A 12,235-nucleotide genomic window follows, 5' to 3' on the forward strand; every position below is an offset into this window, starting at 1 on the left:
CTCTAACTCTTTTGAATACAAAACTATCACGAGTATAGCAAGGAATGGATAAGGCGGGCTAGTGGAATAATTCTCCAACCGGAGTATGATACGGCAAGCTAAGTTATAAATTTTGTTGAGTTAATCGCTCAAAACTATAGGTATTATCATGAAGATTGCAGTAGCCGGTACAGGGTATGTAGGTCTCTCAAATGCGATGTTGTTAGCACAGCATCATGAAGTGATTGCAGTGGATATCATCGATGAAAAAGTGAAAATGCTTAACAATAAGCAGTCGCCTATTGTTGATGCTGAAATAGAACACTTTCTGGCAAATAAAGCGCTCAACTTCAGGGCGACGACCGACAAATCAGTGTATAAAGGTGCTGAGTTTGTCATCATTGCAACGCCTACCGATTATGATCCTAAAAACAACTACTTTGACACCAGCTCCGTTGAGTCTGTTATCAAAGATGTGATAGCAGTAAATCCGAAAGCAGTGATGATCATCAAATCAACGGTACCTGTTGGCTACACTGAGCGTATCAAACAAGAACTGAACTGCGAAAATATCATGTTCTCCCCTGAGTTTTTGCGTGAAGGTAAAGCGTTGTACGATAATTTGAACCCTTCTCGAATTATTGTTGGTGAGTGCTCTGAGCGAGCTAAAGTGTTTGCAAATCTTCTTGTTGAAGGTGCAGAGAAAGAGAATATCGATGTTTTGTTCACCAACTCAACCGAAGCTGAAGCCGTAAAACTTTTCTCTAATACTTACCTAGCAATGCGCGTTGCATATTTCAATGAACTTGATTCTTACGCGGAAGCACATGGATTGGATTCTCGCCAGATCATAGAGGGAGTAGGCTTAGATCCTCGAATTGGCAATCACTACAACAATCCTTCGTTTGGTTATGGTGGCTACTGCTTACCCAAAGATACCAAACAGCTATTAGCTAACTACCAAGATGTACCAAACAACATCGTTGGTGCTATTGTTGACGCTAATCGTACCCGCAAAGATTTTATTGCGGATTCAATCATCAAGCGCTCTCCTAAAGTGGTCGGCATTTATCGCTTGATCATGAAGGCAGGTTCGGACAACTTCCGTGCTTCTTCCATTCAAGGGATCATGAAGCGCTTGAAAGCTAAAGGTATCGAAGTTGTTGTGTTTGAGCCGGTATTGAAAGAAGAGCACTTTTTCAACTCGAAAGTCTATTCTGATCTTGCTGAGTTCAAAGCGGTATCCGATGTGATTGTTTCAAATCGAATGGTCGAAGAGATCGCAGACGTGGCAGACAAGGTGTACACACGAGATCTGTTTGGTAGTGATTGATTTGGTTCTATTTTAGCTCGTGCTAATTAGACCAGATGTTAACAGCTCGATCTATCTGTTTAGTGGCGATATACTGAACCACTAAACGGATAGGGATACTAATAAATAATGAAAACACGTGACAAGATTGTTTACGCTGCTTTAGAGCTTTTTAACGAGCATGGTGAGCGTAGTATTACGACTAATCATATTGCTGACCACATCGAGATCAGCCCTGGTAACCTCTACTACCACTTTCGTAATAAGCAAGAAATTGTCCGTGATATCTTTACCCTCTACTCTACTGAATTGCTTGAAAGGTTTACCCCCATCCAAGGTCAGAAAGAGAGCCTCACGCTACTAAAACACTATTTAGATTCGATATTTACTCTGATGTGGAAGTATCGTTTTTTCTACGCAAACCTTCCTGAAATCTTGTCTCGTGACGAGCAACTTCACCTTGATTACATGGCTGTACAAGAGAGGTTACAAACTAATCTTGTTGATATCATGAGAGCTTTTGTTGAATTGAACTTGCTGAAAGCGACAGATTCAGAGATGAAGTCGATGGTGACTTCTCTTCACTTGATTGCATCGGGGTGGTTAGCTTACCAGTCTGCGATGTCTCCAAAAGCACAAATAACGGAACAGGTGGTTCACCAAGGTATGCTGCAGATGATCGCGACCGTTAAGCCGATTGCGACCATGCAAGGTTTTGAACAGCTGACATTGTTGGAAGATGGTGTAAGGGCGTTGAACAGCTAATAAAAGTGAAGATACGAGTAGACGGGATTCTGGTAACGAAGAACGGCGTCATTCCCTACAGCGAGGTACGAGCGCGATAGGGAATCTTTCTTTATCCTCGAGGCTAGAAATATCATAGCGAGATTTCAGATATTTCGTTCCTCAATTCTGGAATGACGGGGTTGTGTTCGCGACTAGTTCAAGCTCTCTTAACTCTTTTGGATTGCTCAAGACTATTAGTATATTTTCCTCGAACCTACTCTTAACCTTTCTGCTTCCGGGACATTGAACGTCTGCTTTTAAGCTCTTCGCACCTCGATTACTCGTATCCCGTATCTGCTCTTACCTAACCAACCAACTCTTCGGATTTTGAGCCTGGCTATTTCTACGAATCTCAAAGTACAGTGATGGGCGAGTTTGGCCACCAGTGTCACCGGCTAGAGCAATAGCTTCGCCAGCTTTAACCTTGTCACCTTCTTTCTTTAAAAGTGCTTGGTTAAAGCCGTAGAGCGTCATGTCGCCTTTACCGTGGTCAAGTAGTACTACTAAACCATAGCCACGCAGATACTCGGCAAAGACCACTGTCCCTGAGTAGACGGATTTTACTTGCTGACCGTACTTGGCATTGATCACCATGCCTTTCCAATTTACTTGGCCGGTCTGGCGTGAACCATAGTTATGCAGAACTTTGTCTTTGATTGGCCAAGGTAGTTTGCCTTTGCGTTTAGCTAAACCATCCATAGGAACGGCGTTACGTCTCTCACGAGCCGCCTTCTCTGCTTTCGCTATTTCAGCTTTCAGGCGAGTTTCATTTCGTTGAAGTTCTGCCAAATAGTTTTTATCACCCGAAATGTTTTTCTTGATGCTACCAACGGTTTTCTTACGTTGTGTTTGGGTTTTGGCTAGCGTATCGCGCTTGGTAGTTTGTTGTTTTAATAGTGTTGCAATTTGTTCTTGTTCAAGTTGGCGTTGCTTATGGCTTTCTTCTAACTCAAGTTGAGTTTGTTCAATCGTTTTGATCGTTGCAGAGCGGGCTTTAGCAAGATGTTGGTAATAATGGCTGATGCGATCTTCTTCAACGCCAGTATTTAGGATGTGCGATGAGGCTTTAGCACGGCTTGTCATGTAGTAAGTCTGAATTAGTTGCTCTAGCTTATCGGTCTGGACTTTCTTCTGTGCAGTGAGCGCTTTGATCTTGGTGTCTAGATTCGCAATATTAGCATTAGCGGTATTCAGCTGCTTCTTACTGTCTAGGATAGCTTTTTCAAGCGAAGCAATGGAGAGCTCTTGTTTTTTGAGGCTCGCTTGTAGGCTATCGAGTTTTTTCTGTTGTGAGGATAGATTCTTTTGTTGGCGAGATATCTCGCTAGATACACCTTTCAGTTCACCTTGAGATGCAGCAAATGACGATGTAGATAAAAGAGCAACACAGAGGCTCGCTGATATCAGGAGAGTCGAACTAATGGCTCGAATTTGTTTCATCATTATCGTCATTTAGTTGTTATTCATCTACTTGTAGGTTGTTTATGTTCTATTCGAATCTCATCGATGCTCGCAATTACTTTCGCACCTCGATACTCGTCTCCCGCTACCGTTGCTTAAATCCCATCACCATGGATGAAGTTCTGAGAGCGGCCATTGAACCCCTGATCCATGTCTAAAGATGGCTTGTCAGTCTTTGGTTTACCGACAATCTTTGCAGGCACGCCCGCCACGGTAGTATGAGGTGGTACAGCCTGAAGAACCACAGAACAAGAACCAATCTTCGCGCCTTCACCCACTTCAATGTTACCGAGAATTTTAGCGCCGGCACCAATCATCACGCCTTCGCGAATCTTAGGGTGACGATCACCGCCTTCTTTACCGGTACCGCCAAGGGTCACGTCTTGAAGAATCGAAACGTCATTTTCGACGACAGCCGTTTCACCAATCACAATGCCTGTTGCGTGGTCGAGCATGATTGCTTTGCCGATACGTGCAGCCGGGTGGATATCTACTTGGCAAGCGACTGAAATTTGATTTTGCAGGTAAGTCGCAAGAGCAATACGACCTTGTTTCCATAGCCAGTTAGCGACTCGGTAACCTTGCAGAGCATGGTAGCCTTTAAGATAAAGTAGAGGCATTGAATACATCTCTACCGCCGGATCTCGAGTCACTGTTGCACAAATATCACAAGCGGCAGCATCAATAATCGATTGGTCTTGCTTAAATGCTTGTTCAACCACTTCACGCACTGCCATTGCAGGCATTGAGGCGGTCTTTAACTTGTTTGCCAGAATATAACTGAGTGCAGCGCCTAAGCTTTCGTGGTTTATGATCGTGGCATGGTAAAAACTCGCAAGCATAGGCTCTTGCTCTGACTGTTGTCGAGCTTCCTTCACAATGCATTGCCAAACTTTTTGTTGTTCACAGTGTTTCATTTTGCCATCCATCTTATCTATTTCATTCCACGACTTGATGCGTGATGTTATCGCTCTGACTTCTTGTCTCGAGCAAGTAGGTCTTGCGCCGCTAAGTGGGCATCTTTCCCTTGATACAACACTTGATAAATTTGTTCAACAATTGGCATCTCAACGCCCATGCGTTCTGATAGTAACCAAACTTCTTTGGTGTTGCGATAACCTTCGACCACTTGGCCGATTTCTTCTTGTGCAGTGTCGACGTCTTTACCTGAGCCAAGCGCTAAACCAAAGCGACGGTTACGTGATTGGTTATCGGTACATGTCAGTACTAAATCGCCTAATCCAGCCATGCCCATGAAAGTTTCTGGTTGTGCGCCAAGTGCTGCTCCCAATCGACTCATCTCAGCTAAACCACGCGTGATCAACGCTGTACGAGCGTTAGCACCAAAGCCAATACCATCTGACATGCCTGCACCTATCGCGATAACGTTTTTAACTGCACCGCCAAGTTGCATACCAATGAAATCTGAGTTTGCATACACGCGGAATGTTTTGCCGCAGTGAATTTTCTCTTGTAGCTCTTTTAGGAAGTTTTCGTCAGGCGAGGCAACTGAAATTGCGGTCGGCATACCCATCGCAAGCTCTTTGGCAAAAGTAGGGCCAGATAGAACTGCCAATGAGTAACCATCACCAAGTACATCGTGTGCGACATCTTTAAGTAGGCGGCCAGTTTCTGGTTCCAATCCTTTTGTAGCCCAGCAAATACGAGAGTTCTCTGATAAATGAGGTTTAAGGCTATTTAAAACGATACCAAACACGTGGCTAGGAACGACGACTAGGAGATCACGACTTGCTGTCACAGCTTTCTCAAGGTTCGATTCTATAATCAGGCTTTCTGGAAAGTCGATATTCGGCAGAAACTCATTATTCGCACGCTCAGATTCAAGGCGAGCCATATGAACAGGGTCATGTCCCCAAAGAACAACGTTTGCACCGTTACGCGCTAGAGATATAGCTAAAGAGGTTCCGTAAGAACCTGCGCCAATTACCGTCATGGCGATGTCTTTACCGTAAGCGTTTGTCGTGTGAGTCGGGCGAGTTGTTTCTGTCATGCTTCCACCTAAAAATAATGAGGGAAATCGAAGAGTTCTGGAATGTTTGCTACTAATAAAAAATAGCTCTTTATCTAAGTAACAGTGTAAAGAAAAAATGCACATCGCAGAAGCTGCGATGTGCATTTAAAAGCTAAGCTTCTTATAAAATAAGCTATTTAAGCACTCGTTAGAGTTAAGTTCTACTTTGAAACTTAAGCCTGTTCGCCTTCAGCTTGCTGAGCTTGGTTCTGTAGGTAGTTCATGAACAAAGCATCGAAGTTTACAGGTGCTAGGTTCAGTTGTGGGAACGTACCTTTAACCACTAGGCTAGAGATTGTTTCACGAGCGTATGGGAATAGGATGTTCGGGCAGAATGCGCCTAGGCAATGTGCCAGTTGACCAGCTTCCATTTCGCTTGCAGAGAAGATACCACCTTGCTGAACTTCACAAAGGAATGCAGTGTCGTCAGCGTTTTTAACAGTCACTGTTAGACGAAGGATTACTTCGTAAACGCCTTGGCCTAGTTCACGGCTTTGAGTGTCTAGGTCCAGTTTTACATCTGGGTTCCACTCTTTTTGAAACATGTCTGGAGAGTTTGGCGCTTCGAAAGATACGTCTTTTAGGAAGATACGTTGGATTGCGAAGTTTTGTTGTGCGTCTTGTTGTGCTGCTTCAGCCATTTTCTTGTCCTTAAAAATTTAAATTAGGCTTTGTTCATTATATCTATCGAACAAAGCCCGAAAGTTAGTTTACTAGGCCAGCTTACTTTTTACCTTTAACTAAAGGCAAGTTAGCTTCGCTCCAAGCCACTAAGCCGCTTTTCAGCACGCTTACATTTTCGAAACCTGCTTTAACTAGCAAGTTAGCGCTTTCTTGAGCTGTTTGACCTGTCTTGCATACTACGATGATTGGGTCAGCTTTATGGCTTTCAAGGCTACCAAAGCTATTTGATTTGATGTCTGACGGTAAAATGTGAAGTGCGTCAGTAATATGGCCCTTTTTGAACTCATCCTTTGTACGAATATCAACCACAACCCCGTTTTCACGGTTGATCAGTTGTGTCGTTTGCGCTGCCGTGATCTCTTTGTAGGCCGCGTTTGATGTCTTGATAACGTTCGCAATGATGGCAACAACCAAGCCGATCCATACGATGGCTAAAATCATATTCTCTTGAACAAATGGAACTAACTCTTGCATGTCTTGAACTCTTATTCGTTATTGGGCGAAAAATTATAGGGTAGGAGTATAGCGAGAAAGGTTGGGATAATACAGGGGAAGGGTGTAGTGGTGGGGTAAATGCTGTTGAGGTGAATCTGCTAATGCTAGTCGTTGAGAGTCTGCTTGCGTCTCGTTCTGCTGTTTTTTACCAAGTACTACAAGATGTACTTTTTCTCTATTTGTGATTAATTACCTCAAGGGGGAGGGGGGAGAAAATAGTTAAATTGAAGGACTAAACTCAGAGTAAAATTGCTGTGCTTTTTGCGTTTCTAATCTCGTATTTGTTGAGAGACAAAGTTTTGCGGTATGTAAAATTTTCTTTTAGGTCATCTGTAATGGCGAAGTTTAGTACCGGCATCCCAATATAAACGTAGAGTATACACATGCTATTTGCTACAATCTCGTCCATTTAAAATTACTGTGCTTATCTTGGTAAGCCTTCATCTACTGACTGCTTTTGGGAGCTAAACCTAAGGGCGGTAGCGTTCCCAAAAGTAAGCTTTGTTGACAGAGTGCTAACAAATGAGTTCGCAGAGTTAGTAGGGAAGGAGTGACTGAGGTGGATAAATTTTTATATCTATCAGGTGAAATTATATGAACTTTTCGTTAGAAAAAGCGAATATTGGTATTATTGGATTAGGTTATGTTGGGCTACCTCTAGCCGTTGAATTCGGGAAAAAGCAAGCAACTATCGGTTTTGATATTAACCAAAGTCGTATTGATGAATTAACTAAAAGTATCGATAGTACCTTAGAATGTGGGAGTGATGAGTTAGCAGAAGCCATTCATCTTACCTATACAGCTTCGCTTGAAGAGCTAAAAGATTGTAACGTTTATATTGTTACCGTTCCTACCCCTATTGATGAGTACAAACAACCAGACTTGACACCGTTGATTAAAGCGTCGGAAGCTCTAGGTTCTGTTATTTCTAAGGGTGATATTATCATCTATGAATCAACAGTTTACCCTGGCGCGACTGAAGAAGTATGTATTCCTGTTGTTGAAAGTGTAGCGAGGTTAACATTCAATAAAGATTTTTTTGCTGGTTACTCTCCTGAGCGTATAAATCCTGGTGATAAAGAGCATCGTGTAACTAATATTCTGAAAGTGACTAGTGGTTCTACTGATGAAGTTGCTGAATTTGTAGACAAATTGTATAAAACGATAATAACCGCTGGTACACACAAAGCATCAAGCATTAAGGTAGCAGAAGCTGCAAAAGTCATTGAAAATACTCAGCGAGATGTGAATATTGCATTAATCAATGAGCTTTCAATTATTTTCAATAAATTAAATATTGATACTCTTGAAGTATTAGAAGCGGCAGGTACGAAATGGAACTTCTTACCATTTCGTCCTGGTCTTGTTGGCGGCCATTGTATTGGTGTGGACCCATATTACTTAACACATAAAGCTCAAACAGTAGGGTATCACCCGGAAATGATTCTAGCAGGTCGTCGTTTGAATGATGGCATGGGGGGGTATGTAGTGTCTACGTTGGTTAAAAGTATGCTTAAAAAGCGTATTCATGTTGAAGGCGCTAATGTACTTGTGATGGGCTTAACGTTTAAAGAAAACTGCCCAGACCTTAGGAATACTAAAGTGATCGATATTGTTTCTGAACTTAAAGAATACAATATTAACGTTGATGTTCTTGACCCTTGGTGTTCAAACGAGGAAGCACAACATGAGTATGGTTTATCGGTCATCAAGGAAGCACAACTTAATTACTATGATGGTGTTGTTTTAGCTGTGTCACATAATGAATTCAAGCAGTTAGGTGCAGAAAAAATTAGAGAGTTTGGTAAAGAAACGCATGTATTGTATGACTTAAAATATGTCTTAGAAAAAAGCGATGCAGACATACGCCTCTAATACTCTCAAATCTAAAATAATGTACTACGAAAGTTAGCACGTTATAGTAATAATAGTACTTTTATTTCCCTTTAATCATTAAGCTTAAATAAGTGACCGATATGACTCAATATGATCAAATAAAAAAGCAATTAACGAAATCTCCCCAAAAGTGGTTAATTACAGGAGTAGCAGGTTTTATCGGTTCAAACCTGCTCGAAACACTCTTGAAATTAAACCAAAAAGTGGTTGGATTAGATAACTTTGCTACAGGACATAAGCACAATTTGGATGAAGTGCGTTCGCTTGTAACTGAGGAGCAATGGAAGCGCTTTTCTTTTATTGAAGGCGATATTCGAAATTACGCCGATTGTGAGAAAGCTATTGGTCTAGGTGATGTTGCTGTCGACTATGTGCTCCATCAAGCAGCTCTGGGCAGTGTGCCGAGGTCAATTGCAGATCCTGTTACAACTAATGCTGCAAACATTAGTGGTTTCGTAAATATGTTGACGGCAGCAAAAGAAGCTCAAGTGAATAGTTTTACCTATGCTGCGAGCAGTTCAACCTATGGTGACCATCCTGCGTTACCAAAAATAGAAGAAAATATTGGCAGCCCACTATCGCCTTACGCTGTTACTAAATATGTAAATGAGCTTTATGCTGGAGTCTACGCACGTACTTACGGCTTTAAAACTATTGGTCTACGTTATTTCAATGTGTTTGGACCTAGACAGGATCCCCAAGGTGCTTATGCGGCAGTTATACCAAAGTGGACAGCATCAATGATTAACAAAGAAGAAGTGTTTATTAATGGTGATGGTGAAACGAGTCGAGACTTTTGCTTTATTGAGAATACAGTACAGATGAACATTCTAGCTGCATTAGCACCTGATGAAGCTAAAGATGAAGTATACAATGTTGCCCTTGGCGATAGGACTACTTTAAATGAGCTTTATAGCTTGATACAGAGTTCACTAAATGAATTAAACTTCAATTTTTCTACATTACCATCCTATAGAGAATTTCGTACGGGTGATGTTAGACACTCCCAAGCTAGTATAGAAAAAGCTAAATTGAAATTAGGTTATGAGCCAACCCATAGAATAGAGAAAGCAATTAAACATGCCATATCTTGGTATGTACAGAAATATGGCACTCAACCAGTTAAATAGTACGGTGGATGTTTTCTTTGAAGCCTGGTGTTCACTATAAAAGGATAGGGGATCTATTCTCATTGGAAAACTAATTAAAAATTTGACTCGAGAGCTAGCGATATTTCTTGGAGCAATAGCTGATATGTCAACTCATAATTATTTTAGATTATTTATTGAGGGATATTATGTTGTTAGCAAGGCTCTGTGTAACGTCACTATTCTCGAATAGAAGTTTGTAGCTGGAGTGATTTTATATTGGAGTTAACCAGGGTTAGATTTCTCTATATCTTAGTTTAAGATAACTTATAGGGGGTTTATTAAGTTGTTATGTGGCCTTTGATATAGATGTATTTATTACCGTATTAAAATTAAATATTATGCAACCTGGCAACGCATAGATTTAAATGATGTCACTCTGATTATCTAGGTTTAAATGATTATTTTATGTTTATGATATTTTTGTTCTTAATGATATTTACGGTCATTGCTTTAAAAAGTAGATTAAATAATGGAGGGCTTAGTCTTTTTCTTGTTTTCAATATTACCTGGCTGTTTGCAATTTTTCTAGCTCAACTCGATCTATCTTCTTTTGGAGAGCTTAGTGTCGAGATTCGATTGTATTTGCTATGCTATTTGTTATTCTTTAATTTAGCATACATTATTTTTTATTTATCTTTCAAAGATAAATTAAATCTAGCTTTTTATGATAAATATGAATTTGAAAATTTGAAAAATATAGCAGGACTAACAAAATTATCCTGGATGATATGGTTTTCTCTATTTTTGGTTTTTATAGTAACTATTGAAAATGAAATTGGTCTTTTTAACTTTCTCTTTAGCGGGCAAGCAAGAGCAAGTATTAATGAAATTAATAATGATGCGGGAGTACTGATTTATTATTATATATTTGGCTCTTTAAGTTGCTGTATTACTGTCTATAAGTCATGTTTTACCAAATTGTCTAAGATAGAATGCATTGGAATAGTTGTGGTATTGCTTAGTCTGCTTTTGACTGGGGCTAAAATTAACTTTATCACATGTATAATAATGATGTTCGGTGTGAAGTACCGACTGAAATACACTAATGACATAAGATTAATTTATTTTGGTATTATTGCAGTTGTATTATTTTACTTGTTCATTATTTTATTCTCTGTTTTTACAGGGAAAGCTATAGACAATGATGTGGGAAGTCTAGATAGTCTGAATGATCTATCGAGTTTGACTATAAATGTTCTCCTTTATCCCTACGACTATGCAATAGGCGCACTTTATGCTTTAGACGAAAAACTATTTACACACAACAGTGTAATAGTTGAACCTTATCTACCAACAATACTGAACAAGTTTTATCTGATTGTTAATAAGGTTTTGGGTTTTGAGTATATTTCAGTTAATTCCTCTGTGTTAGATTTTATCGAGGTGGGAGAGGTTGTTACAAATGTCTATACTATGCATCTCGCTATTATAAATGAGCTATCTTTATTGGGTGCTTTTCTATCATCTATTGTTTTAGGTTTTGTATTGTCAGCTGTAGACTATTTTTCTAAAATGAAGAGAAACTTCACTGTAACCTTTTTGTATGCATCATTTTTACCTGTTTGTGTCTTGTCATTAGTTGCTTATAAATTTAATGACACTATCCTTTACTTATCTTTTTTACTGTTAGTATGTGCATTATTCAAGAGGATTGCTTTGCTCTATGTTAAACAAATCAATATGGAATAGCGTAGGAAGATTCTCTTTTCGAGCTGCTAACTCGGGCTTATATCTAGGCTTAATGTTTATCTCTAGTATTGTGATGGATGAATATAATTACTCAAAGGTTGTTATTTTAATCCCTATTTGTGTGATATTTTTGACTCTAGTAGATATATTTCCACTAAAGTACATGTTATCGAAGCTATCTTCTGAAGATGAAAGCTTTACTGGTGATGTGACCAGGATTTTATACTATAAAATTCTGGTAGCAATTCCTTTTTCTACGCTAATTTCAGTTATATTATATTTATTTTTTGACATGGAAATAAATATAATATTAGCTATGCAATTTATTTGTTTGTTTTCTTCCATTAATGTTTCATATAGTTCATTTTACTTTGTTAATAAAGAATATAGTTATATACTTTCTTTCCCTGTTGTTTTGTTTTCTATTTTCCCTATATTGATATTTTTTCCTTATTATAGTTGGGTTCTATATTTGGTCCTTATATACAGACTGGTCGAATGCGTTGTTTATTATTTAAGTTGGCGGGTTAACATCTCCCGAAAAGGCAATGCTTCACCTGGTTTTTTGTGTAGTCTAAATATACTCGACGGTAAGTATTTTTACATGCAAAATTGTTTATCAATATTGGGGGGAAGAGTTTACGCACTGTTGATGCCAATACTACTATTAGAGAAGGATATAGTGATAATAGGTAACTATATGTTGATGGTTTCTATTTTTATTTTCGTTACTACGTATATTTCAAGTAG

10 protein-coding genes are annotated in these 12,235 nt (G+C 39.5%); 5 read left to right on the top strand and 5 right to left on the bottom strand.

The window, feature by feature from the left end; translation table 11 throughout:
* Positions 1-148: 148 nt before the first annotated feature.
* Both L1D37_RS11585 and L1D37_RS11590 read left to right on the top strand, forming a co-directional pair.
* On the top strand, positions 149-1,312 hold the full coding sequence (locus tag L1D37_RS11585; protein WP_239847973.1) for a nucleotide sugar dehydrogenase: 1,164 nt from the start codon (positions 149-151) through the stop codon (positions 1,310-1,312).
* Between the two features lie 108 nt (positions 1,313-1,420).
* Positions 1,421-2,056, top strand: a complete 636-nt coding sequence (locus L1D37_RS11590) for a TetR/AcrR family transcriptional regulator (protein WP_239847974.1) — start codon at positions 1,421-1,423, stop codon at positions 2,054-2,056.
* Between the two features lie 321 nt (positions 2,057-2,377).
* On the opposite strand, the gene L1D37_RS11595 is transcribed toward L1D37_RS11590, so the two are convergent.
* The 5 genes from L1D37_RS11595 to L1D37_RS11615 all read right to left on the bottom strand — a co-directional run bounded on the left by L1D37_RS11595 (position 2,378) and on the right by L1D37_RS11615 (position 6,728).
* Positions 2,378-3,529 carry a peptidoglycan DD-metalloendopeptidase family protein gene (locus L1D37_RS11595; protein WP_239847975.1) on the bottom strand — a complete coding sequence of 384 codons (1,152 nt, stop codon included), beginning with the start codon at positions 3,527-3,529 and terminating at the stop codon, positions 2,378-2,380.
* A 104-nt stretch (positions 3,530-3,633) separates the two neighbouring features.
* Positions 3,634-4,455 carry a serine O-acetyltransferase gene (cysE, locus tag L1D37_RS11600; protein WP_048612489.1) on the bottom strand — a complete coding sequence of 274 codons (822 nt, stop codon included), beginning with the start codon at positions 4,453-4,455 and terminating at the stop codon, positions 3,634-3,636.
* 47 nt (positions 4,456-4,502) lie between these two features.
* Positions 4,503-5,549, bottom strand: coding sequence for an NAD(P)H-dependent glycerol-3-phosphate dehydrogenase (gpsA, locus tag L1D37_RS11605; protein ID WP_239847976.1), 1,047 nt, complete (start codon positions 5,547-5,549; stop codon positions 4,503-4,505).
* Positions 5,550-5,743: 194 nt separating this feature from the next.
* Complete coding sequence (gene secB / locus L1D37_RS11610; protein ID WP_004741403.1) at positions 5,744-6,211, bottom strand: protein-export chaperone SecB; 468 nt, start codon at positions 6,209-6,211, stop codon at positions 5,744-5,746.
* A gap of 82 nt (positions 6,212-6,293) precedes the next feature.
* Complete coding sequence (locus L1D37_RS11615) at positions 6,294-6,728, bottom strand: rhodanese-like domain-containing protein (protein ID WP_132940412.1); 435 nt, start codon at positions 6,726-6,728, stop codon at positions 6,294-6,296.
* Between the two features lie 615 nt (positions 6,729-7,343).
* On the opposite strand from L1D37_RS11615, the gene tviB reads away from it, so the two are divergent.
* From tviB to L1D37_RS11630, 3 genes are all read left to right on the top strand, one after another.
* Positions 7,344-8,624 carry a Vi polysaccharide biosynthesis UDP-N-acetylglucosamine C-6 dehydrogenase TviB gene (tviB, locus tag L1D37_RS11620; protein ID WP_239847977.1) on the top strand — a complete coding sequence of 427 codons (1,281 nt, stop codon included), beginning with the start codon at positions 7,344-7,346 and terminating at the stop codon, positions 8,622-8,624.
* 101 nt (positions 8,625-8,725) lie between these two features.
* Positions 8,726-9,775: an NAD-dependent epimerase/dehydratase family protein gene (locus tag L1D37_RS11625; RefSeq protein WP_239847978.1), complete on the top strand. Its 1,050-nt coding sequence runs from the start codon at positions 8,726-8,728 to the stop codon at positions 9,773-9,775.
* Between the two features lie 426 nt (positions 9,776-10,201).
* Positions 10,202-11,485: an O-antigen polymerase gene (locus L1D37_RS11630; protein ID WP_239847979.1), complete on the top strand. Its 1,284-nt coding sequence runs from the start codon at positions 10,202-10,204 to the stop codon at positions 11,483-11,485.
* The last annotated feature ends 750 nt before the right edge of the window (positions 11,486-12,235 follow it).

The sequence above is a fragment of the Vibrio sp. Isolate33 genome (assembly GCF_022397895.1).
GTDB classification, from domain to species: Bacteria; Pseudomonadota; Gammaproteobacteria; order Enterobacterales; family Vibrionaceae; genus Vibrio; species Vibrio pomeroyi.

Coding starts and splice junctions, on each gene's coding strand:
- secB (WP_004741403.1), bottom strand. CDS start 6,211: ATGGCTGAAGCAGCACAACAAGACGCACAACAAAACTTCGCAATCCAA.
- L1D37_RS11630 (WP_239847979.1), top strand. CDS start 10,202: ATGTTTATGATATTTTTGTTCTTAATGATATTTACGGTCATTGCTTTA.
- cysE (WP_048612489.1), bottom strand. CDS start 4,455: ATGAAACACTGTGAACAACAAAAAGTTTGGCAATGCATTGTGAAGGAA.
- L1D37_RS11590 (WP_239847974.1), top strand. CDS start 1,421: ATGAAAACACGTGACAAGATTGTTTACGCTGCTTTAGAGCTTTTTAAC.
- tviB (WP_239847977.1), top strand. CDS start 7,344: ATGAACTTTTCGTTAGAAAAAGCGAATATTGGTATTATTGGATTAGGT.
- L1D37_RS11585 (WP_239847973.1), top strand. CDS start 149: ATGAAGATTGCAGTAGCCGGTACAGGGTATGTAGGTCTCTCAAATGCG.
- L1D37_RS11595 (WP_239847975.1), bottom strand. CDS start 3,529: ATGACGATAATGATGAAACAAATTCGAGCCATTAGTTCGACTCTCCTG.
- L1D37_RS11625 (WP_239847978.1), top strand. CDS start 8,726: ATGACTCAATATGATCAAATAAAAAAGCAATTAACGAAATCTCCCCAA.
- L1D37_RS11615 (WP_132940412.1), bottom strand. CDS start 6,728: ATGCAAGAGTTAGTTCCATTTGTTCAAGAGAATATGATTTTAGCCATC.
- gpsA (WP_239847976.1), bottom strand. CDS start 5,549: ATGACAGAAACAACTCGCCCGACTCACACGACAAACGCTTACGGTAAA.